Below are 22,670 nucleotides of genomic sequence, written 5' to 3'. Positions count from 1 at the left end.
ATTAATTAAAAGATAAAATTGTTAATTAATTTAAAATTTGACTAAAATAATGTGAGTTTGACGTAAAAGGCATAGAAATGTCTTTTTATGATATTAAACGAACATGACACTGTATAAATGCTACATATTTTACGTAAAAATGTTCTAAATAACAGCCGCCCACTATAAAAGCACTTATTTTTATAGCGAATTCACATTAAAATAGATCCTTTGCCTAGTAATAAATACATTTTATGTTAAAAGAAGCACTTTCAACAATGCCAGATGTTTTTGAGACTAAGATATTATTGCGTGGACAAGAATATTTTGAAAAAGGGCATGTGCTTAATATTCGGTTCAGTGATGGTTTGCTTAAGGGACGAGTTAAGGGCAGTGCAAGCCAGATTTATGATGTTCATATGGATTTAAAAGCTTGGCCGAAGAAACAGGCTCATTGTACTTGTGCGTATCAATATAATTGCAAACATGCCGCAGCCTGTCTATTGGCATTACGAGATAGAGAAAAAGGGAGTTCTCAGTCTTTGCCTGCAAACAAGTTAGATAAAAGGTTAGACAGTTGGCTGAAAAATTTACGAGCTCAAGAAGCTGCGATCGTTAAAACACAAGAGGCTACGCATCATTTAGTTTATCTTCTGGATCTAAAGATTGATGGTTATGAGCATCGAGTTGTCATTAGATTAGCTTTGGCTAAATTATTAAAACGTGGTGGTTATGGAAAAATGATCACGTTTAATAGTCTTTCTGATTCCAAAAAACAGCATTTTATTGGTGATGATAATGATCTTGTGGCTTTATTGCTGTTTAAATGTGGTGTTTCAGGTTGGTTTGATTCTTTAAACATCCGTAATAGTGAACTGCTTGAGCGAATTATTACCACTGGAAGATCTTTTTTTGTACAAAATCATAATGAGGCAATTCACTTAGGTGAATCCATCCAAGGTACTTGCCAATGGGTACTGTCTCATAATGGAAATCAAAATTTATTATTAATGCATGAAGACGAGGTGGTTAAACCTTTATTACTTGATAACAGTTGGTATTTTAATTATTCAGAAGCCAAAATAGGGCGTTTAATTACCACATATCCCATAAAACAATTGAGTTATTTATTGGAAGCACCTTCAATTCCGTTGGAGCAGGCTGAATTGTTAGCAAATAAAATGGCTCATACTTGTCCTGAATTTCCAGTACCACAAGTTTTTAAACAACGAGAGGTACGGCAAGTTATTCCCATACCAGTGCTGATTCTTGATACTATTAGTGAATTTGATGAAGAATCTTCTTGGCTCTATGATACCGAGGAAGAATTACATGCTTTATTTACAGTACATATTGTTTTTGATTATGCGGGCTTAATAATTACTGGTGCCGATCCAGGTGACACAGTTGTGTGCCAGCAGGAAGATGTTTTAATTGAATATCTACGCGATAAAGATTTTGAAAAATTAAAATGGGATGAAGTTCAGTCTATATTAGACCTAAGGGTGCCTAGAACTTGGGAAGATGAGCAATGGGGCAAAGTAAAGAACGTAGATTTTATTATTCAGAATATTAATGTTTTAGAAGACTTGGAGTTTGTTCGTAGTCAATCAATCCCTGAGCTAAAAGAAAGAGGTTGGCGAGTAGAGTGTATTGGTTTCTTGTATCAGGAAATTGTCAGCGCTGATGAAGTAGAGTGGTATTCTGATCTTCAGGAAAATACCACTGATTTTTTTTCCTATCAATTGGGAATTTTAGTGGAAGGCAAACCAGTGAGCATTGTGCCTTTAATTGCTGATTTAATTCAGCGTTATAGTGCCAATAGCTTGGATAATCTTTCTGATGATCAATTGATAAAGCTTCCTTTGCAAGATGGTCGTGCGTTGCAGTTGGAAATGGGGCGAATTAAGCCGTTGGTTCGGTTATTATTGCAATTTGGTTTGCGCCATTTTGATGCAAATCAAAGTGTTTCTCTTAATAAATATCAATTAATCTTGATGCGTGAGGCTGAATTAGCTATTGCAGCAATTAAAACTCGTTGGCAAGGCGCAGAGACACTAAGGGAACAAATAAGACACTTAACCCTATTAACCAATATTCCTGAGGTACAACCTCCTTTGGGATTACAAGCCCAATTAAGAGATTATCAACGTTATGGGTTAAATTGGTTGCAGTTTTTACGCAGCAGCCATTTTAACGGTATTCTGGCAGATGATATGGGATTAGGTAAAACAGTACAAACTTTGGCACATTTGCTCTATGAAAAGGAACAAGGACGTACTCAAGCAGCTACATTAATTGTTGCACCAACAAGTCTTGTAGGTAATTGGTTGGCTGAAGCAAAACGGTTTACTCCCCAATTAAATGTTCTAATCCATCATGGAGCCGAACGACATCAAGATAATTTTGATGACTATGATTTAGTGATTTCCACCTATGGATTAATTCAACGTGATAAGGAAAAATTTGTAAGTTATCCTTTTTATTATCTCATCTTGGATGAGGCTCAATTTATTAAAAATGCGCGTACCAAAACAACCCAAATTATTCAACAATTACATGCCACTCATCGTTTATGTCTAACAGGCACTCCTTTAGAGAACCATTTAGGTGAATTATGGTCATTATTTCATTTTTTAATGCCTGGTTTATTAGGTGATGCCAAGCAATTTAGGCTTTGGTTTAGAACGCCTATTGAAAAATATGCCGATAGAGAAAGACGAGAAATTCTACGAAAGCGTGTACAACCTTTTATTCTCAGAAGAACAAAAAATCAGGTTGCTAGAGAGTTGCCACCAAAAACGGAAATGACTCATACTATAGACCTTGTTGGAGCCCAGCGCGATCTTTACGAGGCGATACGTATGAGTATGGAAAAAAAAGTACGTGATGCGATTGCCAAACAAGGATTAGGTAAAAGCCATATTCTTTTACTTGATGCGTTACTTAAGCTACGCCAAGTTTGCTGTGATCCTAGATTATTGTCTTTGCCAGAAGCAGCTATAGCTCATGGCACTTCTGCAAAGCTCGAAGTATTAATGGATTTGTTGAATAATTTAATTGGCGAAGGTCGAAGAGTTTTAGTATTTTCACAATTTACCTCCATGTTGCAATTAATTGAAGAGGAATTACGTACGCGTCAATATGATTATTTGAAGTTAACAGGCCAAACGCAGCACCGGCAGGCCATGGTAGATAAATTTCAAGAGGGCAATACACCTGTATTTTTGATTAGTTTAAAAGCGGGTGGTACGGGTTTGAATTTAACGCGTGCCGACACGGTGATTCAGTATGATCCGTGGTGGAATCCTGCTGTTGAATCCCAAGCTACAGATAGAGCTCACCGCATAGGCCAGGAAAATCCGGTATTTGTTTATAAATTAATTACCGCGGGTACTGTAGAAGAAGCTATTTTAACGATGCAGGAGAAAAAAAGGCTCTTGGGGGAAAGCGTACTATCCCAGGATTCCGCAAAAACAACGGTTTTAAGTGAAAAAGATATTGATCAATTTTTTATGCCATTAAGTTAAATTGAAATAAAAACTAGCATAGTTTTTATTCATAGCATAAGCTATTAACAGATTGTAAACATGGAGAAAATTATGAACTTATGGAAGCGAGCTTGTGGTCTTGTTCTTGCTACTTTTTATTTCCCTACAGTACTAGCTGCATCTCAAGCTCCAGTCGGTAACTGGGTCACTGTAGATGATAAAACGGGCGCCAAAAGAGCGGTTGTTACTATTACTGAATCTGGAGGCGTGTTAAGTGGTGTTATTGATAAAATATATCCTCAACCAGGGGATACTGGAATTTGTGAAAATTGTCCTGGCGCTTTTAAAGGCAAAAAAATAGTGGGGCTTCGGTTTATGTGGGGATTAAAGAAAGAAGGTGATAATGAATGGAGTGGTGGTTCTATTTTAGATCCCAAAACAGGTAAAATTTATCGCGCTAAGCTCATTGCTCAAGGAAATGAAGTTTTGGTTCGAGGGTATATTGGAATTTCTTTATTAGGCCGTACCCAAGTTTGGCATAGAGAATAAAGCAATACTATAAAATAACGCTAAGGTTATCTGGGATAATTGCTCCCGAATAACATCTATTCGGGATGACATCTTTTTAAAAGAACATTACAATACATTTTGTTCTAATTTTCATTGTATCATTGCCATGTATGAGCTACAAAACTCCAAAAAAACGGTTGATCCATTAAAACGGCCACCTCATTCAGTGGAAGCGGAGCAATCCATTATAGGTGGATTGATGTTGGATAATCAGGTTTGGGATAAAATTAGCCATAAGCTTTGCGAAACTGATTTTTATCGTACGGAACATCGAATTTTATTTCGGACCATTTCTGCATTAGCAAAAAAAGATCAACCTTTTGATGTTGTGACCTTACTTGATGGCTTAACATCACATAATGAATTAGATGACGCAGGTGGTGAAGCTTATTTATTTGAACTTGCTAATAATACACCAAGTGTTGCTAATATATCGGCTTATGCTGAGATTGTTCGTGAAAAATCAGTACAAAGACAGCTTATTGCGGTAGCAACAGAAATTGCTGATTCAGCATATAATCCTGGAGGTCGAGAAGTTCCTGAGTTGCTCGATTTAGCAGAAACTAAAGTATTTGCAATCGGTGAGCAAACAGGAGGGGATGGAGGTCCCGAAAACATAAAATCCATTTTAGTCCGTGCAGTAGAAAAAATTGATGCTCTTTACCACAATGGGGATGCGATTACTGGTCTGGCTACGGGGTTATCTGATTTAGATGAAATGACTTCTGGACTACAACCATCCGACTTAGTCATTGTTGCAGGTCGCCCTTCCATGGGTAAAACTACTTTAGTGATGAATATGGCAGAACATGCTGCAATTAAGTCGGGTAAACCTGTACTGGTTTTTTCTATGGAAATGCCCGCAGATTCTTTGGCCATGAGAATGATGTCTTCATTAGGCCGTATCGATCAGCACAAGATTAGGACTGGAAAACTGGATGATGATGATTGGCCTCGGGTCACTTCAGCCGTGCACATGCTGTCAGAAGCGCCATTGTTTATCGATGATACTCCAGCCTTAAGTCCTGGGGAAATGCGGGCGCGAGCTAGACGTTTAGCCAAAGAACATGGTTCATTGGGGCTTATTGTAGTGGATTATTTGCAATTAATGAAAGTACCCGGATTTAGTGCAGATAACAGGACTGCAGAGATCTCTGAAATTTCCCGTAGCCTTAAGTCATTGGCTAAAGAGTTACAGGTACCCGTAATTGCTTTATCTCAATTAAATCGAAGTTTAGAGCAACGGGCGGATAAACGACCAGTTATGTCTGACTTGCGAGAATCGGGAGCAATTGAACAAGACGCTGATTTAATCTGTTTTATTTATAGAGATGAGGTTTATTATGAAGACAGCCCTGATAAAGGTACTGCAGAAATAATTGTGGCCAAACAAAGAAATGGTCCTATTGGTAAGGTGCGTGTGGCCTTTATAGGTAAATACACGCGTTTTGAAGATTTAGCTTATACTGGTTATCAAGGGGTAGATTGAGGTGTCAAGACCTACTAGATTGGTAATAGAGCCAAGTGCTTTACTTCATAATTTAGAGCAAATAAGACGATTTGCTCCAGGCAAGAAAATAATTGCGATGGTTAAGGCAAATGCCTATGGCTGTGGTGTACATGTTGTGGCCCCGGTATTGGAAGGGCATGTTGACGCTTTTGGGGTCGCTTGTATTGAGGAGGCTTTAATTCTCCATAAAATAGGCAGTCGTACTCCTTGTATTCTTTTTCAAGGCGTGTTTAGTCCGGATGAATTTAAAATAGTGGCTCAACATCAATTTGGATGTGTCATACACCAACCTCATCAATTACGATGGCTTTTAAATACCCCTTTAAATAGACCTATTAAATTATGGGTTAAGGTAAATACAGGCATGCATCGTTTAGGATTTAAACCTCAAGAACTACAGGAAGTAATGGATGCATTACAAACTTGCCCCTGGATAGATAAAGAGATTGGTTTGATGACTCATTTAGCGTGTGCGGATGAGCCTGAGCGTATGGAAAATTTTCAGCAAATTTCTTTATTTGAGAGTATTTCTGTTGCTGGGTTTAGTCAACGAAGTATTGCTAACTCAGCCGCCATTATTTCTTTTCCACAAACTCATGTGGATGTGGTGAGACCTGGTATTATGCTTTATGGCGTCTCTCCTTTTGCCAACCAGACGGCGATAGAACTGGGTTTGCAGCCAGTAATGCGCTTTATATCAGCAATCAGTGCGGTGCATCATAATCCCCCTTTAGCCTCAGTAGGGTATAGTGGTATTTGGAAAAGCGAAAAGCCTTCTGTTATAGGTATTGTTGCTGCGGGTTATGGGGATGGTTATCCACGACATATTATGGAAAATACCCCGGTGTGGGTTCAAGGTAAGGAAGTGCCTATTGTTGGGCGAGTATCAATGGATATGCTGGCTGTAGATTTAACAGATCATCCAGAGGTTAAGCCTGGAGCACCAGTTGAGCTTTGGGGAAAACACATTTTAGTTGAACGAGTTGCACATGCTGCGAGCACTTCGGGTTATGAATTGCTATGCCAAATTTCCGAGCGAGTACGCCATGGTAGATTGTAGGATTATCGATTGCTGTTGTGTTTCTTATTTGGATTTCCTACATGATTACATGAGATCTATAGGATGATCGTTACAACTATGGATAATAACTGAACGTGGTGTTAGAATGAGAACCGATTTTGTAACCTTATTAAATGGTGATATGTTATGAAAAAGCTAGCTGTTGCATCATTGTCTTTATTTTTGGTGGGTTGCGGACCAGTAACTCATGAAGACGTAGGCACTATTTCAGGTGGCGTTATCGGTGGATTGATTGGAAGTCAATTTGGTGGTGGATCAGCAGCTAGAATGGCTGCAGCAGCAGGTGGTGCCATTGTTGGTGCTTACTTGGGTGGCCAAATTGGTAAAACCATGGATAAGGTAGATCGAATGGAAATGCAACGCGCATTAGAAACTGCTCCTACAGGTAAAGCGGTAAATTGGTCGAATCCTGATACAGGATACAGATATTCCGTACAACCAACGCGTACTTATTATCGTGAGCGCTTGCCTTGTCGAGAGTATATTACTAAAGCCATTATTGATGGAAAAACAGAAACATTACGTGGTAGTGCATGTCGTCAGCCAGATGGTACATGGCATGTTGTTAATTAAATAATCTTCAAATCACAGTTGATATGTTTTTTGTAGCCTGAAAGGTTTCAGGCTACATGAATGTCATTTAGCTGTTTCATCTTTATTTTTATTACAGCAGATGCATGTGCAGCAATTAAACAGATTATAAAGCCACGCAATAAGAAAACCTGCTATAAACGCATCAATAAAACCTACAACTCCCCCCAAGATACTGCCTTTGATTGAAGGCGCATAACCTGGATATAACGAACCGACAGCTAAAACAAAAGCATGTCCATAAGTATAATAATAAGCGAGTAATCCTAAAACGAATATGGATATTCCCCAGAGAACTCCAAATGCGAGACCTAAAGCTACAGGATTTAATTGGCAACCTTTCATATTTGTCTCTCCCTATAGTACCCCCCTAATGATGGGTTTTTTATGCGTGATATTCGGAAATGAATTAAAGATTACTCTGTTAAAAGGAGAGATTAAAATGTCCAAATTAGCGGGGTTGGCCCAGTGTCTTTACTCCCTTTTGTTTTGTACTCCTTAATTTCTTTGGAAGTATAGACTAAAGAATTACTTAATGAATAGTTTTTCACAAATTAAAAAATATAAAGTTTCCAATTCTTCTAATTGGCTTAAAGTAATACATTCATTAACTTGATGGATTGTTGCATTTACAGGCCCAAGCTCTATAACTTCAACACCATAGGGCGCTATAAAACGGCCATCTGATGTACCTCCACTTGTAGATAGCTCGGGTAAATTTCCTGTGAGTTCGATGATTGCTTTTTTGCAACTTTCGAGTAAGCTACCATGAGTCGTTAAAAAAGGTTCACCACTGAGGTGCCATTCGATGACTGGGTTAAGGTTAAATTCTTGAAAGGTAGAAATCACTTTTTCTTTTAATGCATGATGGGTCTGTTCTGTTGAATATCTAAAATTAAGATGCAAAATCAGCTCACCCGGGATAATATTTGCAGCATGACCACCAGAATGCATATGGGTAATTTGCATGGTAGTCGGTGGAAAATGGGAGTTACCTTGATCCCATACTGTAGTAGTAAGCTTAGTCAATACAGGGCTCATTTTATGTATTGGGTTATCTGCCAAATGAGGGTAGGCGACATGCCCTTGTTTTCCATGAACATTGATTTTTGCACTCAGTGACCCACGTCTGCCGATTTTAATGACATCACCAACGCTATGAGTACTTGAAGGTTCACCTACAACACAGTAATCAATATGAACACCTTGACTTGCTAAAAGCTGCATCACATAAGGTGTACCCATATCATAATCTTCACCTTCTTCTGCACTTGTTATCAGAAAGCCTAATCTTCCGTGAAATTGGGGGTATGTTTTAACAAAACGTTGTACCATCAAGAGCATACACGCTAAACTTCCCTTCATATCAGCTACACCGCGCCCATAGAGCAGCCCATCTCGATTTTCGAGCACAAACGGATCGGTCAACCACTTTGTGATTTCGCCAATAGGAACCACATCTGTATGTCCTGCAAAGACTAAAAGAGGGCCGGTGTCGCCGTAGGATGCAAAAAAATTAGATACAGGGCCTTGATTCATGCGTTGGCAAACAAACCCGACTTGCTCTAAAAATTGAATCATAAACTCCTGACATCCAGCATCTTCTGGGGTAATCGAGGGAAAACTAATAAGTGTATCTAAGATTTTTTGCAACTCTTCAACACGATGAGAAGATACAATTTCTGCGGATTGAGTCATCTTAATTTGCTCTCAGTAATTCATTAATGCTCACTTTCGCTCTTGTTTTTTCATCCACTTGCTTTACGATGACGGCACAATACAAACTATAATTTTTATCGTCACTGGGTAAACTCCCTGCAACAACTACCGAGCCCTCTGGGATTCGTCCATAAGTGATTTCACCAGTGAGTCGATTGTATATTTTAGTACTTTGTCCTAAGTAAACCCCCATAGATAAAACGGAATTGCGTTCTACGATAACCCCTTCAACTACTTCTGAGCGGGCACCGACAAAGCAGTTATCTTCAATTATTGTAGGATTAGCTTGTAAGGGTTCAAGCACCCCTCCAATACCTACTCCACCTGAAAGATGGACATTTTTACCGATTTGGGCACAAGAACCCACGGTTGCCCAAGTATCTACCATGACTCCTTCATCAATATATGCCCCTACATTCACATAAGAGGGCATCAAAACACAGTTTTTTGCGACATAGGCACCTTTACGAACCATAGCATGAGGGACTACTCGTACCCCGGTTTGTTTAAACTGTTCTTCGGTATAATTATTGTATTTGAGAGGTACTTTGTCGTAAAACTGACAAAAACCAGAATCAATAATTTGATTAGGATTTAGTTTAAACGATAAGAGAACGGCTTTTTTTATCCACTGATGAACAACCCATTCGTTATTTATTTTTTCTGCAACACGAAGTTGGCCATTGTCGAGGCAAGAAAGTACTTCACTAATTGCGGTGATGAGTTCAGGCGTTGCTGTATCAATGGATAAAGTTTGACGTTGCTCAAATGCGTGTTCAATTAGAGTTTGTAACGTGTGCATCTTTTTTTCCTGTGTATAATATTACCTGATGTTTGGTTCGCTTTACTGCCATTATTTAAAGGTTTTTGCGAGGTCGACAACAAGTTCTTTAAGTCAATGGCAGTTAAGTTTAAATATTTTCAATCTTCAAACGCATATTTCAAATCAGCTTGTAAATCATCTATATGCTCTATACCTACTGAAAGGCGAATAAATCCATCTTCTATTCCTAATGTTTTTCGTTGCTCTGGAGGAATTGAGGCATGGGTCATAATTGCAGGATGTTCAATCAAGCTTTCTACACCTCCAAGGCTTTCAGCTAGAGTAAATAATTCACAGCGTGATAAAAATCGCTTAGCAGCATTGAGACCACCATCTATAACCATGGAAATCATCCCCCCAAAGCCATGCATTTGTTCTTTCGCAAGTTTATATTGTGGGTGGCTTTCAAGCCCTGGATAAATGACTTTAATAACCTTGGGATGGCTATCGAGCCAATTTGCTAAATGATGGGCATTCTCGCAATGTCTTTGCATTCGCAAGGATAGAGTTTTTAAACTTCTTAAAACAAGGAAACTATCAAATGGACCAGCAATTCCTCCACATGAATTGTGGAGAAAAGCAAGGTTGTCTGCTAAATTTGGATTATCACCGACAACCACAACCCCGCTCACTACATCAGAATGACCATTAAGGTATTTGGTAGCAGAATGAAGGACTATATCAAATCCTAGTTCGAGAGGGCGTTGAATCCAGGGGGTTGCAAAGGTGTTATCGGCAACAGCGATTAAATTATATTTTTTTGCAATTAAGGCTATTTCTCGTAAGTTAGCGAGTTTTAGCATAGGATTTGAGGGAGTTTCAACCCAAAGCATGCGTGTTTTTGGGGTAATTGCGGCCTCTATTTTTTGTGAATCCGACATATCGACAAATGAAAAAGATAAGTGTGAGGTGCGTGTTTTCACTTTATCAAATAAGCGAAAAGTTCCTCCATATAAGTCATCCATAGCTACGACATGATCTCCGGCGTCTAACAAATCAACGACTGTGTTAATTGCTGCCATTCCAGAGGCAAATGCAAAACCACGTACCCCTGACTCCAAACTAGCAATACATCCTTCATAAGCTCCTCGGGTGGGATTGTGGGTACGCGAATATTCATAGCCTAGATGTTCGCCTGGAGCACTTTGTTTGTAGGTGGAAGTAGCATAAATAGGAGTCATTACCGCGCCTGTGCTTGGACAGGGTTCTTGGCCGGCATGTATTGCACGGGTATCAAAATGGTTTTTTTTCATTGAGATCTATCCTTTTTAAGTAACTTGATTTTTCTTCGTGTATTGAAGAGCGATCTTTTCAGACTAGATGATGTAGGATATTCTAGTGGGGCTTATATGTACAGAAAAGTTTACCTTTCTTAAATGAGTCTAAAAAGGTGTGTTTTTTGTTGTGGTTTACTCAGACTTCGGTTTTTTTATTAATCAGGGCGTTTGACAATGAAATTTGATCTTCTTGCTTTGTTAACAGCAAAATATGCACAGTGGGTTGTTATTGCTTTAATCTCTCTTTTTTCTCTATTGATCATTAGTGAATGGTCTACTTTATTTTTTTCTGCAAATGTTCAATCTCCATCTGAAACAATAAATGAAGTACAAGTAACAAAGGCACAGAACTCCTTTGATGCTCTATTGCATTCCTCATTATTTGGCGTTTATGTTTCTAATAATTTATCGAGTATTAAGAAATCAATGTTGAATGTCACTTTGGTTGGAATCTTATTTGCTAATAAAATAAATGATTCTCAAGTAATTATACGTTCTGCTAATGGTGATGAAAAAACCTATAAAATTGGTGATACAGTACCTGGTGGCGCTGTTATTAAGCGTATTATGGCCACTGGAATTTTAGTAGATCGACGTGGTACTTTAGAGAGTTTAAGTTTACCTAAAAATGAATTACTCTTTGAGCCAACAGCAAAGCCTTTGACAGAGGATAAGGATTTATGAGACGTGTATTGGAATTATTAACTGTTGTCGTTTTTGTTTTTACTCTTGGGGCTTGTGTTCTATCCAGCGCCGTTAATTTGCGAGAGGGCATCGATAGTTTTAGAGTTGAAGATTACCGTAAAGCGTTTATCCGGTTAAAACCAGAGGCTGAAAAAGGTCAGCCTGATGCTCAATATGCAGTAGGCTATATGTATTATTATGGTAAAGGCGTTGTAGAAGATCGTAAAAAAGCTTGGTTTTGGATCAATGCTGCAGCAAATTTAGGTCAGCCTGATGCAAAAGAAGCAATTCGAATTTTAGCCCGTGGTGGCTCTTTGAGTTAAACTGAACCTGCTTTACGCCTCTCAATAAAAACTGTAGATTTCGAATAAGTGGGACGTAATTTGTTTTCTTCCCCCCTATTGAAAGCCTTTATTTTGCGTGTCTTGCGCTAAAATAATTTTCATAATTTCTGGAATGTATTGTAGTGATAAGAGAGTATTTTGCGGGTAGGTTGAGCTAATCCTAAGGAATTTAACTGTTCTTTTGCAAACCATTGACCTTGATTTTCGGACAATTGCATGCCTAAAAATATGGTTTTTATACTTAGTGCGTTAATTTCTAAATGAAAATGACTAAAACGGTGTTTAAAAGCAAGTAATGGTTGGGGATGTTCACCCGATAAATCATAGTTTACTCGAATAAAATCCAAGGGGCATTCCTCTGTATCAATGCTTGGTAAACACCATAAACCGCCCCATAATCCCACAGGAGGACGTTTTTCTAAATAAATATGTCCTTGCTCATTATGTAAAACTAATAATTGCTGATATTGAATAGGTATTGATTTTTTAATTTTTTTTGTAGGATATAAATATTGCTCTTGGTGTTTAAAGGCCAAGCAATTTTTTTGCAAGGGGCAATTAGGGCAATGGGGATTTTTTGTGGTACAACAGGTAGCTCCTAAGTCCATAATTGCTTGGGTATAGTCAGCACAGTTTTCTTGAGGCATACAGGAGTCAGCCAGTTCCCATAATGTTTTTTTGACTTGCGTTTGTTCTGGATGACCTTGGATTCTAAAAAAGCGGGTTAAAACTCTTTTCACATTGCCATCCAAAATCGCTGCGGGCTTGTTAAATGCTTGCGATAAGATAGCCGCCGCAGTGGAAGGACCAATTCCTGGTAATTCATTTAATAACGTATAATCATTCGGAAATATTCCCTGATGATGTTGCAAAATGATTTTTGCAGTTTGATGAAGATTTCTAGCTCGGCTGTAGTAGCCTAGTCCTGACCATAAAGAGAGCACATCATCTTCATGTGCAAGTGCTAGGTCACTAATATTGGGAAAACGCTGCATAAAACGCTCAAAATAGGGAATAACTGTTTGTACTTGGGTTTGTTGCAGCATAATTTCGGAAATCCATACTCTATAAGGAGTACGTGGATGTTGCCAGGGTAGATTTTTACGACCATGAAGAGTAAACCAAAGAAGTAATGGTTTACTAAATTGCTCATATAAATTTTGTTTGTTCACTCTAATATGATTCTTTGTAATGTTTTCTTAGGGGCATACTGTAAAAAAAGTAAGGTTTGAGGTCAATCATTAAAAAAGCTCATCGTTTTTTTAGCTTATCAAGGATCAGAAATTCCGCGTTATAACTCATAGAAAAATTAAAGCGGATTCGCAAAATGACGATATATAGTCTATCGTTTTAAATAGCGTCAGTTTCAGATAAGAGTTTTATGGGAGCTAGTTTGTGTCAGTTCGAGTTGAGGAATCTGAGTATTTCTTCTCCACGTCTTGGCATGAAACATTAAGAATCTTCAAAACGTCAGGGCAAGCGTTAAGACTGCTTAAATGTTTTACAGCCTAAACGGTTCGAAATATTCGTTCAATCGTTTATTCGAAACTAACGTTGACAAGGGCCTGTTGTATTTAGGATGAGTAACCCCAATCAAGGAGAGATATATGCGCCAAAGTCAGTATGAAATAGTTGTGTTAAAACCTACGGCTGCCTTCTTATCATTTCTCACGTCAAAGTTACCCGGGATTAAATTACCTGATTTAAGATTGTTGCAAATTGATAATACTGCATATGCGTTGGAAAAACATCATTCTGAAGTTATCCTTAATCAAATAGAAAAACATTTTTCAATTATGTTTCGTCATGAAGTTTTTCGTTGGTTAGGAGATAAAGTACAAAGCGAGATAAAAATCAATTTTCTTGATTTTCTTTGTTGTTTTAAATTTGAATTACATCATCATATTCTTTTGATGGAACCCTCAATCGAAAAAGGCCATCAATTATTATTGATTCAACCACGTTTAACCTTGTTGAATTGGATTAATTCCGTAGAAAAAAGACAAGAGGGTTTGCGAGATGTCGTTGAAAAAATAAAATTAACTCAGTTAGAAAAAAATACAACAGTTTTAGTCAGAGATTTTTCCAATTTGACTGAAATAAAACCCTTTATTCAAAAAAACTTTTTTTCAATATCCGCAACTGCAATGAGGAATATACTGGATGAGTGTGAACAATGGCCAATTATTGATTCTTTTCAAGCATTTAATCAGTATTTTGCGATTGAAATACATACTCAATTAATACATTTGCATCTCTAAACTGCATGCCGTACTTCATGGACGGCATTGATCAAAGTGATGATTTGCCTTCTACACTCTCTGCATAAGCACTGCTCTAACTATGCCCTGCGACGTGTTCGCGGGGGCCAGTGTTTTAGTGTGGTATTCCTGGATTTCGCGAACAAGCCGTGAAACGTTGGAGAGTCGAACTAGGCTGGGTTTTTAGCGATTTATATAAGACTCGGGGTGAATGGGGAGAGTATCACCATTAATTTCTTGGTACATTTGGAGACTAAAGAGCATCAATCAATATTTGATTTAAAATTATTCTTCTAAGTCAATTGGTGACATTTTTGTTGTTATATATTACAATTCTCCTGCATTTTTGGGAAATGCGTGATTTTGAGCTAATTGGAGGAGATATATTAATGGCAAGAGATCGTTTTTTGGGATTTATTTCTTTTATTTTATGTTCCATTCTGACGTTTCCAGGATATAGTTTAAGTGTGAACTCACTACTTCCAGATGAGCAAAACACAGTAACCGTTTTCCATGAGGCATCGCCTAAAGTAGTTTATGTTCATAGATTAGCAACTGTAACCAATCAATCTTTAAAAAAAATGCAAATACCAGCTGGTGCTGGTTCTGGTATTGTGTGGAATAACGGTGGTTATATAGTAACAAATTATCATGTGATAAAAGGGGCTGAAAAGTTAGCAGTTACTTTAGGTAAATTGACTGTACCCGCAAAAGTAGTTGCCGCAGAGCCACGTAAAGATATTGCTGTGTTAAAGATTGATTCACCACAAGCACTAGCTTTACTTAAAGGATTTAAGCCATTTGAAATAGTACATCTTAATGATCTTATGGTGGGACAGAAAGCAATTGCAATAGGTAATCCTTTTGGGCTCGATCATAGTTTATCTAAAGGGGTTATTTCTGCATTAGGTAGAAAAGTTCCAGGAATTGGTGGAGTGACGATTCACAATATGATTCAAACAGATACACCAATTAATCCCGGTAATTCAGGTGGTCCATTATTAAATAGTGCTGGGCAATTAATTGGTATGAACACTATGATTTACTCTAATTCAGGCTCATCTGCTGGGATTGGCTTTGCTGTCCCTGCTGATGATATTGAGCGTATTGTGACGCAAATCATTAAAAATGGCCGTGTGGTGTTATCTGGAATCGGTATTCAAAGTGTTCCATCTAATATTGCCCATCGATTAGGGATACACAAAGGAATACTTATTGCAGATGTTTTACCAAATACACCTGCGAGTAAAGCGCACTTGCAAGGTACTCATAAAGATGCTTGGGGCCGTATTGAATTAGGTGATATCATTGTGGCATTGAATGGCCATGCAGTTCGAAACTATGATGTTTTATACAACATGCTCACTGAAATCAAAGTAGGTGAACGCGTAACTGTTTCTATTCAGCGTGGTAACAAGCAAATGGATGTAACGATGAGAACAATTGATGTAGCTGGAATTTCATAAATAACTGAGTTCGACGTAAGGTATTTCCATTCCTTACGTCGTTAAACGAACGTTATCCCATAAATGCGTAGCATTTATGTGGGAGCCAATTCTAAATAAAATCAGTTCGATATAAAAAATGATGTTTATTTTTATATTGAATTTGCATTAAATAAAAAACTTATATAATGCAGCGAGATAATATGAGTTTTTCTTGCTGCATGATGACTTTATACTAGGGAGAATAGGGATGTTATTAAATAAAGATGATTCACTTTTATTATTAATTGACGTACAAGAAAAACTAACACCAGCTGTTCTTAATAGTGAAGCATTGATAGACCACTGTGAATGGTTACTCAAATTAGCACAAAGATTAGAAATTCCTGTTCTGGTTAGTGAACAATATCCACAAGGACTTGGTCCGACTATTAAACAATTTCACCCTTATTTTAATCAACAAGAATGTATCGATAAAGTGTACTTCTCCTGTATGGGCGAGTCCAAATATACAGAACGCTTAAAGCAATTTCAAAAAAAACAGCTTATCTTGATAGGTATTGAAACCCATGTTTGTGTTTTGCAAACTGCGCTAGAAATGAGAAGTGAAGGGTATGATGTTTTTGTAGTTGTTGATGCAGTAAGCTGTCGTGGTGAACAAAATATGAAATATGGATTAAAAAGAATGAAACAAGAAGGAGTTCATTTAGTTACTTCTGAGATGGTATTTTTTGAATGGTTAAAAAAAGCAGGAACTCCCGAATTTAAGATGTTAAGTAAAGAGTTTTTTAGTTAAATTAACGTGAGTATCGGATAAGCGAATGTGAATTTACTTCGAACCGTTCGGGCTGAGGAAGCATTTATGCCGTCTCATGAAATTTAAAAAAGAGAATTCCAGTCACTATTTAGAGCCGTTCAGCCTGAGGAGGGGCAAAATGCCCCGTCTCGAAGGCTTGGTATAAGGCTTCGAGACAGCGCTTTGCGCTTCCTCAGCCCGAACGATCCAACTGGGGAATAGCTCAAAATCATTTTTTAGTTTAAATTTCATGAAGATAGAACAGTTTGAGACGGCATAAATACTTCCTTAGCCTGTACGGTTCGAGATGAAGACTGGATCTAATAGATTCTTTATCCGAAACTCACGTTAAATTAAAGTAATTATTTGAAGAGAAGCAAAAACAAAGTATGCTTTAAAACAACAGATTTTTGTTTTATTTTGCCTAGTGATAATTCATGGAGAGTAAAGAGTGAATTTTTTAAATCAAATCGTTTTAGTTGCTGGCGGTGCTTCGGGCATGGGAAAAGCTTGTGTTCAATACCTACAGCAGCGCGGGATGCGTGTTGTTGTTTGGGATAAACAAGTTGATGAACAAAGTGAAGCAGATTTATTTATTAGTTGTGATGTGACCCTTGATGAGTCTGCCGAAAAAGCAATGCAGCAGACCATAGAACAATTAGGTGTCCCTCGAGTTTGTGTTAATTGTGCGGGAATCGCGCCAGCAAAGCGCATTGTTGGAAGAGACGGCCCCATGCCCTTAGCTGCTTTTAAGCAAGTAATTGATGTGAATCTTATTGGTACTTTTAATGTGATGAGGGTAGCCGCTCATGCGATGAGTAGCCTGGAGTTGGAGAGTAACTCCCAGGAGCGAGGTGTGATTATTAACACTGCTTCGATTGCTGCATTTGAAGGTCAAATTGGCCAAGCTGCTTACAGTGCTTCGAAAGGTGGGGTTGTTGCTATGACTCTTCCTGCAGCTCGTGAGTTAGCTCAGTTTGCAATTCGTGTAAACACAATTGCACCGGGTTTGATCGCTACACCAATGTTGCTGAATATGCCGCAGGAAGTACAAGATAATTTGGTGGCAACAATGACTTTTCCTAAACGTTTTGGAAAACCCAGTGAGTTTGCCGCATTGGTCGCTCATATTATTGAAAATGAGATGATGAATGGGGAAGTGATACGTCTTGATGGGGCTCTTCGTATGCAGTGAGGTTTGTATTAGGAGTATCTTAGGTAAATAATTTTAGTAAAATCTTCGTGCCTAGGATAAGCACTCGAGTATTCCACTACGATTTCAGAAAAGCAAATAGCGAGCTTTTCTGAAAAAAATAGCTCGGGATTTAGAAAATTTTAAATGGAAAGATAATAGGGTAAGCATATGGATTTGTTGATAAATAGGCTAGTTCTTATTTTTTATTCGCAATTTTTTTAATCAACGATAATAGGTTCTTTTAACATTCTCATAGCAATTTTGTCACTATCAATCTGATAGTTGCCGAGTGCGATTTCAGCTTTAAAATATAAAACACGAGCTTCATTAATTTCTGAAATTTCTTTTAAGGAGTTTTTTATTGCTTCTAGTTGTTTAGAGGTTTCATTGATACTGATATGTGATGAGGGAGTATCAACTAAATTTTTAACTTCTTCATGTATTTTTTTTAAATGTTCCTCTACTTCTATTGTTTTTACAGGAGCGATATCACTGATTGAATTTAACATAATTTCTCCTTAAGCAATTCGACTTCTATCTTTATCGGCTTCTTTTAAAAAATCTTTAGATATTTTTATTGATTTTTTTGAATGATAAGCTTATTTAATCTCTTACTCTTCCTCCGAAAGAAAGCTTCCTACTTGCAAAAAATAGTAAAACACTTAGTATGCTCCTATTCTGATGAGTATCAGCTATGCCAATTTTAGGAGTGTATAAATGGTGATTCGTTTCAGTTTATATATAGTAATTTTATTGATTTTCCAAATATCAGCTTATGCTGAGAGCCACCATCCTCAGGAGTTTTTACAATCAATTAGTGGAACCAAAAATGAAGGAGAGCAAATTTATAATCATTTTTGTGTGAATTGCCATGCGATCAAGCCTTTAATTTCTATAGGTGCGCCAAGAATTGGTGAAAAAGACGAATGGGAGGCTCGTTTAAAGCAAGGGATAAGCATCCTTTTTAAACATACAGAGGAAGGTTTAAATGCAATGCCTCCTAGAGGTGGATGTTTTGAATGCACTGATAAACAACTGATGTTAGCGATTCAATATATGCTACCCAAGCCCTCTAAACAATAATCATTATTCCCTCTATAAGTTCATAAAAAATACAAAAAAGCAAAAAAAATTACAAAAAAGCCTAAACCTATTTTTAAAACTCCCGATAAATAAGATAAAAAAGAGGGAGAAATAAAGTGAAAAAATATCTCGTGTTAGTTCCCGTATGTGCATTAACGGCATCTTGTGCCTCTATGGATCGATCAGTGCCTATTGTGGATGACGCAGGTTATACTCACTATACAATGAGCATGGGTGCTGATCATAAAGGGTCTAATTATTTTCCGGTGAAAAGAGAAGCAACAGGAAAAAAAGTTATTGTATTTGATCCAAAAGCAACAGCCTGGGCGGCTTACGATAAAGATGGAAACAGGGTGAACACTGGCAGTGCGTCTGGGGGGAAGGACTTTTGTGAAGATGAAGGCAAGCCCTGCCATACTGTTACAGGAACCTTTAGTATTTATTCCAAGAAAGGAGAGGATTGTACCTCTAGCCTTTATCCTCTTGAAACTCATGGAGGGGCAAGAATGCCTTATTGTATGCATTTCCACGGAGGATACTCTATTCATGCCGCATACGAAGTACCTAATTTCAACGTAAGTCATGGTTGTATTCGTGTATTACCGAGTGCCGCAAAATGGCTAAATGAAGATTTTGCTGATATTGGAACAACAGTAATTGTAAAACCATATTAAAACTCTAGCTTAATAACATCGTTATCTCCTATTGCCCTGCAAATGTAGGGCTTTTTTATTTTTTAAATAAGCAGAATAATTTATTGATAAATTAACAGCGCATCTTCTTTGATTTTGGCACCCGCTTATTCCTATTCTTTTATGATGAGTTTTAATGAGTTCTATTGTTTTTTTCATAGGAACAACTTGCTAATAACCGAATCGACATTTACTATCGTACTTTTTTAAAGTGGATCTGATTAAGTTATGATTCTTTGTATTGATGTTGGAAACTCACATATTTATGGCGGTGTTTTTGATGGTGATGAGATAAAGTTGCGTTTTCGCCATACATCTAAGATAAGTACGTCAGATGAATTGGGTATTTTTTTAAAAAGTGTTTTGCGAGAAAATAATTGTTTACCAGAATCAATTAAACACATCGGTATTTGTTCTGTTGTTCCTCAAATTGACTATTCTTTGCGTGCCGCATGCGTTAAATATTTTTCTATAGAACCCTTTTTATTACAAGCAGGGGTTAAAACGGGATTAAATATCAAGTACCGTAATCCTGTGGAAGTTGGAGCAGATAGAATTGCCAATGCAATTGCCACTACTCATCTTTATCCCCATCAAAATGTGATTGTTATTGATTTTGGTACGGCAACTACTATTTGTGTGATTAGCGCACAAAAAGCCTATATGGGAGGAGCTATTCTACCTGGAGTTAGACTTTCAGTAGATGCCTTGTCAAAAAATACTGCCAAATTGCCGGCAGTGGAGATAATAAAAATAGAAAACTCAATAGGACGTTCGACCATCGAGAGCATACAATCCGGTGTTTATTATGGCGTTCTTGGTGCTTGCCGAGAGTTGATTCAACGCATGACTCAAGAGGTTTTTGGCGCAGAAAAAACTTTAATTTTAGCTACGGGAGGATTTGCGTCATTATTCGAGAAGCAAGGCTTATACGATCATTTAGTTCCAGATCTAGTACTTCAGGGAATACGTTTAGCTGCATTGATGAATAATTGATTTTGATTCGTTGTTTTAACCCACCTGGCCTCATGATGCGAGTTTTAGTTTTAAGAAGATAGGGAGGGAAAAGCCTTCTCAGAAACAAACGCGTAGTTAATCAAACCTAACTTATGATTTACGCCCCGTTTTAAACCTGTTTTTTCAAAATGGATTTTCTTTATTATTGTGAGTTTGCTCATTATTTTACTACCTAGATTTTTTTTTAATCGATTATTTTCATTACCTTAAATAAATTACTTAAAAAGCAATTTTTTATCTTGACGCATGGAGAAATGTGTTTCTATAGTGTATAAAAGTGGAGTAAAATAATAAAAAAGTGGAGAATTGTGGAGGAATAAAAACCTTCACATACAGAAAAGCATGTTTCGGGGAATAAATGCCATTACTATCGATACCAAAGGACGCTTAGCGATTCCTACGCGTTATCGAGCCGCTTTGGGAGCTGATGAAAAAATTCCCTTAGTAGTGACTATTGATACTGAAGAAACATGCTTGTTGCTGTATACAGCAGCTCAGTGGCAAATCATTGAAAATAATTTGCAAAAACTACCTAGCTTTAATGCAGCTGCACGAAGAATACAACGTTTATTGATTGGTCATGCAACGGATGTCGAAGTGGATACAAATGGACGCGTGTTGCTGCCAACAGTTTTAAGGAATTATGCGCAGTTGGAAAAAGATGTAGTGATGATAGGCCAAGGAAATAAATTTGAAGTCTGGAATAAAGATATTTGGGAAACTCGGCGCGAACAATGGTTAGCTGAGGAAAGTTCTGGAACTTCTGGTTTACCCGATGAAATGAAAACGTTTTCTTTGTAATGGAAACAAATATGGCAACACATCAATCCGTATTATTGCATGAATCAATAACAGGCTTAGCCATTAAAAGCGATGGTATTTATTTTGATGGCACTTTTGGACGAGGCGGCCATAGCAAGGAGATTTTAAGTCATTTAAATGAAGAAGGTCATTTGTACGCTATAGATAAGGACTTAGATGCTATCACATATGCCAGAGAGCATTTTGACCAAGATAAACGCTTTCATATATTTCAAGGTTCTTTCGCAAAAATTGAAGAATTCGCAACTGAGGCAGGTGTATTGGGTAGAGTGGATGGTATTTTACTTGATTTAGGCGTTTCTTCACCGCAATTAGATAATCCAGAAAGAGGTTTTAGTTTTATGCAGCAAGGTCCATTAGACATGCGTATGGATAGATCTCAACCAATGAGTGCTGCACGTTTTGTTAATGAAGCAGAAGCTGATGCAATGGCTGCTGTCTTTAAACTTTATGGGGAAGAGCGCTTTGCTGGAAGAATAGCAAAAGCAATTGTTGCTGCACGAAATGTAGCTCCGATTTCTACCACGTTGCAATTAGCAGAAATTGTAAAAGAAGCAAACCCAAAATGGGAAAAACACAAACATCCAGCAACCCGAGTGTTTCAAGCGATTCGGATTTATATCAATCAAGAACTTAATGATTTAAAGAGCTGTTTGGAACAATGTATCCATGTTTTGGCACCTAAAGGCAGATTGGTAGTGATTAGTTTTCACTCCCTCGAAGATCGAATTGTCAAACAATTTATGAAGAATAAAGAAGAAGGTGCTAAACCACCTCCTGAAGTACCTATACGTTATGAAGAATTAAAAACAAATTTTAAAAGAATAGGTAAAGCCATAATGCCGCAAGAAAATGAAGTAATTGAGAACGTCAGGGCTCGAAGTGCAGTACTTAGAATAGGGGAGAAATTATCATGAACGCTGCAGCGAAAGTGATCAACCAAGAAGGTACTTTATTTAATGGTCAACTGGCAGATATACATATGTCTAAGTCATTATACATGCTGGTTATATTGTTAATAGCTGTATTGGTAAGTGCATTGGCTGTTGTTTACAGTACCAATTCATATCGTGTGACTTTAAATCAAGTAGAACAACAAGAACAGCTTACCCACTATTTGCAGTTGCAATGGGGGCAATTACTTCTGGAGCAAGCGAGCTTGGCTACTCCAGCTCGTGTAGAAGAGCTAGCTCACGAGAAATTACAAATGGTTTTACCAAACTCTAAAAATACTTACTGGTTGCAAGCTCAGCAGTAGAAGTTTTTGTTTCAAACGAGTACCATTGCCCC

General features: G+C 37.6%; 23 protein-coding genes. 17 read left to right on the top strand and 6 right to left on the bottom strand.

The annotated features are described in order from the left end of the window. The first annotated feature begins 233 nt into the window (after positions 1-233). The 5 genes from DYH34_RS13420 (at position 234) to DYH34_RS13400 (ending at position 7,204) form a co-directional block, all read left to right on the top strand. A complete protein-coding gene (locus tag DYH34_RS13420; protein ID WP_058464554.1) occupies positions 234-3,509 on the top strand; it encodes a DEAD/DEAH box helicase in 3,276 nt (1,091 codons plus the stop codon). Between the two features lie 72 nt (positions 3,510-3,581). Next, a complete protein-coding gene (locus DYH34_RS13415; RefSeq protein ID WP_058464555.1) occupies positions 3,582-4,019 on the top strand; it encodes a DUF2147 domain-containing protein in 438 nt (145 codons plus the stop codon). Between the two features lie 127 nt (positions 4,020-4,146). Then, complete coding sequence (gene dnaB / locus DYH34_RS13410; protein ID WP_058464556.1) at positions 4,147-5,529, top strand: replicative DNA helicase; 1,383 nt, start codon at positions 4,147-4,149, stop codon at positions 5,527-5,529. 1 nt (position 5,530) lies between these two features. Beyond that, complete coding sequence (gene alr, locus DYH34_RS13405) at positions 5,531-6,610, top strand: alanine racemase (protein WP_058464557.1); 1,080 nt, start codon at positions 5,531-5,533, stop codon at positions 6,608-6,610. A gap of 147 nt (positions 6,611-6,757) precedes the next feature. Continuing rightward, positions 6,758-7,204 (top strand): RT0821/Lpp0805 family surface protein, encoded by a 447-nt coding sequence (locus DYH34_RS13400; RefSeq protein WP_058464558.1) that lies wholly within the window; start codon positions 6,758-6,760, stop codon positions 7,202-7,204. A gap of 63 nt (positions 7,205-7,267) precedes the next feature. Here the strand turns inward: DYH34_RS13400 and DYH34_RS13395 are convergent, their stop codons facing one another. From DYH34_RS13395 to DYH34_RS13380, 4 genes are all read right to left on the bottom strand, one after another. Then, positions 7,268-7,567, bottom strand: a complete 300-nt coding sequence (locus DYH34_RS13395; protein ID WP_058464559.1) for a bacteriophage holin — start codon at positions 7,565-7,567, stop codon at positions 7,268-7,270. A 183-nt stretch (positions 7,568-7,750) separates the two neighbouring features. Beyond that, a complete protein-coding gene (gene dapE, locus DYH34_RS13390; RefSeq protein WP_058464560.1) occupies positions 7,751-8,920 on the bottom strand; it encodes a succinyl-diaminopimelate desuccinylase in 1,170 nt (389 codons plus the stop codon). Between the two features lies 1 nt (position 8,921). Then, positions 8,922-9,743, bottom strand: coding sequence for a 2,3,4,5-tetrahydropyridine-2,6-dicarboxylate N-succinyltransferase (gene dapD, locus DYH34_RS13385; protein WP_058464561.1), 822 nt, complete (start codon positions 9,741-9,743; stop codon positions 8,922-8,924). 119 nt (positions 9,744-9,862) lie between these two features. Then, positions 9,863-11,017 (bottom strand): trans-sulfuration enzyme family protein, encoded by a 1,155-nt coding sequence (locus tag DYH34_RS13380; protein ID WP_058464562.1) that lies wholly within the window; start codon positions 11,015-11,017, stop codon positions 9,863-9,865. Positions 11,018-11,215: 198 nt separating this feature from the next. Here DYH34_RS13380 and DYH34_RS13375 point away from each other — a divergent pair, with 198 nt between their 5' ends. Both DYH34_RS13375 and DYH34_RS13370 read left to right on the top strand, forming a co-directional pair. Beyond that, entirely contained in the window at positions 11,216-11,725 is a 510-nt protein-coding gene (locus DYH34_RS13375; RefSeq protein WP_058464563.1) for a type II secretion system protein N, read from the top strand. Continuing rightward, a complete protein-coding gene (locus DYH34_RS13370; RefSeq protein WP_058464564.1) occupies positions 11,722-12,048 on the top strand; it encodes a tetratricopeptide repeat protein in 327 nt (108 codons plus the stop codon). Before DYH34_RS13375 ends, DYH34_RS13370 begins: the two co-directional genes overlap by 4 nt. A 119-nt stretch (positions 12,049-12,167) precedes the next feature. On the opposite strand, the gene mutY is transcribed toward DYH34_RS13370, so the two are convergent. Continuing rightward, on the bottom strand, positions 12,168-13,241 hold the full coding sequence (mutY, locus tag DYH34_RS13365) for an A/G-specific adenine glycosylase (protein ID WP_058464565.1): 1,074 nt from the start codon (positions 13,239-13,241) through the stop codon (positions 12,168-12,170). 435 nt (positions 13,242-13,676) lie between these two features. Between mutY and DYH34_RS13360 the strand changes: the two genes are divergently transcribed. The 4 genes from DYH34_RS13360 (at position 13,677) to DYH34_RS13345 (ending at position 17,766) form a co-directional block, all read left to right on the top strand. Beyond that, entirely contained in the window at positions 13,677-14,330 is a 654-nt protein-coding gene (locus DYH34_RS13360; RefSeq protein WP_058464566.1) for a hypothetical protein, read from the top strand. 389 nt (positions 14,331-14,719) lie between these two features. Continuing rightward, positions 14,720-15,796 (top strand): S1C family serine protease, encoded by a 1,077-nt coding sequence (locus DYH34_RS13355; RefSeq protein WP_058464660.1) that lies wholly within the window; start codon positions 14,720-14,722, stop codon positions 15,794-15,796. Positions 15,797-16,025: 229 nt separating this feature from the next. Next, positions 16,026-16,571 carry a hydrolase gene (locus DYH34_RS13350; protein WP_058464567.1) on the top strand — a complete coding sequence of 182 codons (546 nt, stop codon included), beginning with the start codon at positions 16,026-16,028 and terminating at the stop codon, positions 16,569-16,571. A 451-nt stretch (positions 16,572-17,022) separates the two neighbouring features. Beyond that, a complete protein-coding gene (locus DYH34_RS13345; RefSeq protein ID WP_058464568.1) occupies positions 17,023-17,766 on the top strand; it encodes an SDR family NAD(P)-dependent oxidoreductase in 744 nt (247 codons plus the stop codon). A gap of 218 nt (positions 17,767-17,984) precedes the next feature. Here DYH34_RS13345 and flgM read toward each other — a convergent pair whose 3' ends face one another. Beyond that, complete coding sequence (gene flgM / locus DYH34_RS13340; protein ID WP_058464569.1) at positions 17,985-18,275, bottom strand: flagellar biosynthesis anti-sigma factor FlgM; 291 nt, start codon at positions 18,273-18,275, stop codon at positions 17,985-17,987. 208 nt (positions 18,276-18,483) lie between these two features. On the opposite strand from flgM, the gene DYH34_RS13335 reads away from it, so the two are divergent. The 6 genes from DYH34_RS13335 to ftsL all read left to right on the top strand — a co-directional run bounded on the left by DYH34_RS13335 (position 18,484) and on the right by ftsL (position 22,638). Next, positions 18,484-18,849, top strand: a complete 366-nt coding sequence (locus tag DYH34_RS13335) for a c-type cytochrome (RefSeq protein ID WP_058464570.1) — start codon at positions 18,484-18,486, stop codon at positions 18,847-18,849. Positions 18,850-18,965: 116 nt separating this feature from the next. Further along, positions 18,966-19,523, top strand: coding sequence for a L,D-transpeptidase (locus DYH34_RS13330; RefSeq protein WP_058464571.1), 558 nt, complete (start codon positions 18,966-18,968; stop codon positions 19,521-19,523). A gap of 246 nt (positions 19,524-19,769) precedes the next feature. Next, positions 19,770-20,537 (top strand): type III pantothenate kinase, encoded by a 768-nt coding sequence (locus DYH34_RS13325; protein ID WP_058464572.1) that lies wholly within the window; start codon positions 19,770-19,772, stop codon positions 20,535-20,537. A gap of 363 nt (positions 20,538-20,900) precedes the next feature. After that, a complete protein-coding gene (gene mraZ, locus DYH34_RS13320; RefSeq protein WP_012978904.1) occupies positions 20,901-21,359 on the top strand; it encodes a division/cell wall cluster transcriptional repressor MraZ in 459 nt (152 codons plus the stop codon). Between the two features lie 11 nt (positions 21,360-21,370). After that, positions 21,371-22,297 carry a 16S rRNA (cytosine(1402)-N(4))-methyltransferase RsmH gene (gene rsmH / locus DYH34_RS13315; protein WP_058464573.1) on the top strand — a complete coding sequence of 309 codons (927 nt, stop codon included), beginning with the start codon at positions 21,371-21,373 and terminating at the stop codon, positions 22,295-22,297. Further along, a complete protein-coding gene (ftsL, locus tag DYH34_RS13310) occupies positions 22,294-22,638 on the top strand; it encodes a cell division protein FtsL (RefSeq protein ID WP_058464574.1) in 345 nt (114 codons plus the stop codon). The genes rsmH and ftsL overlap by 4 nt, the downstream gene beginning before the upstream one ends. Positions 22,639-22,670 lie beyond the last annotated feature (32 nt).

The organism is Legionella cincinnatiensis (genome assembly GCF_900452415.1).
Classification (GTDB): Bacteria; Pseudomonadota; Gammaproteobacteria; order Legionellales; family Legionellaceae; genus Legionella; species Legionella cincinnatiensis.
This window is presented reverse-complemented; position numbering and strand designations above follow the sequence as displayed.

Excerpts from the sequence above, each read along its gene's own strand:
- DYH34_RS13355 (WP_058464660.1), top strand. The coding sequence starts at position 14,720 with ATGGCAAGAGATCGTTTTTTGGGATTTATTTCTTTTATTTTATGTTCC.
- DYH34_RS13335 (WP_058464570.1), top strand. The coding sequence starts at position 18,484 with ATGGTGATTCGTTTCAGTTTATATATAGTAATTTTATTGATTTTCCAA.
- DYH34_RS13380 (WP_058464562.1), bottom strand. The coding sequence starts at position 11,017 with ATGAAAAAAAACCATTTTGATACCCGTGCAATACATGCCGGCCAAGAA.
- DYH34_RS13375 (WP_058464563.1), top strand. The coding sequence starts at position 11,216 with ATGAAATTTGATCTTCTTGCTTTGTTAACAGCAAAATATGCACAGTGG.
- rsmH (WP_058464573.1), top strand. The coding sequence starts at position 21,371 with ATGGCAACACATCAATCCGTATTATTGCATGAATCAATAACAGGCTTA.
- dnaB (WP_058464556.1), top strand. The coding sequence starts at position 4,147 with ATGTATGAGCTACAAAACTCCAAAAAAACGGTTGATCCATTAAAACGG.
- DYH34_RS13415 (WP_058464555.1), top strand. The coding sequence starts at position 3,582 with ATGAACTTATGGAAGCGAGCTTGTGGTCTTGTTCTTGCTACTTTTTAT.
- DYH34_RS13395 (WP_058464559.1), bottom strand. The coding sequence starts at position 7,567 with ATGAAAGGTTGCCAATTAAATCCTGTAGCTTTAGGTCTCGCATTTGGA.
- DYH34_RS13370 (WP_058464564.1), top strand. The coding sequence starts at position 11,722 with ATGAGACGTGTATTGGAATTATTAACTGTTGTCGTTTTTGTTTTTACT.
- ftsL (WP_058464574.1), top strand. The coding sequence starts at position 22,294 with ATGAACGCTGCAGCGAAAGTGATCAACCAAGAAGGTACTTTATTTAAT.
- mraZ (WP_012978904.1), top strand. The coding sequence starts at position 20,901 with ATGTTTCGGGGAATAAATGCCATTACTATCGATACCAAAGGACGCTTA.
- DYH34_RS13420 (WP_058464554.1), top strand. The coding sequence starts at position 234 with ATGTTAAAAGAAGCACTTTCAACAATGCCAGATGTTTTTGAGACTAAG.
- DYH34_RS13325 (WP_058464572.1), top strand. The coding sequence starts at position 19,770 with ATGATTCTTTGTATTGATGTTGGAAACTCACATATTTATGGCGGTGTT.
- DYH34_RS13400 (WP_058464558.1), top strand. The coding sequence starts at position 6,758 with ATGAAAAAGCTAGCTGTTGCATCATTGTCTTTATTTTTGGTGGGTTGC.
- flgM (WP_058464569.1), bottom strand. The coding sequence starts at position 18,275 with ATGTTAAATTCAATCAGTGATATCGCTCCTGTAAAAACAATAGAAGTA.
- DYH34_RS13360 (WP_058464566.1), top strand. The coding sequence starts at position 13,677 with ATGCGCCAAAGTCAGTATGAAATAGTTGTGTTAAAACCTACGGCTGCC.
- dapE (WP_058464560.1), bottom strand. The coding sequence starts at position 8,920 with ATGACTCAATCCGCAGAAATTGTATCTTCTCATCGTGTTGAAGAGTTG.
- dapD (WP_058464561.1), bottom strand. The coding sequence starts at position 9,743 with ATGCACACGTTACAAACTCTAATTGAACACGCATTTGAGCAACGTCAA.
- DYH34_RS13350 (WP_058464567.1), top strand. The coding sequence starts at position 16,026 with ATGTTATTAAATAAAGATGATTCACTTTTATTATTAATTGACGTACAA.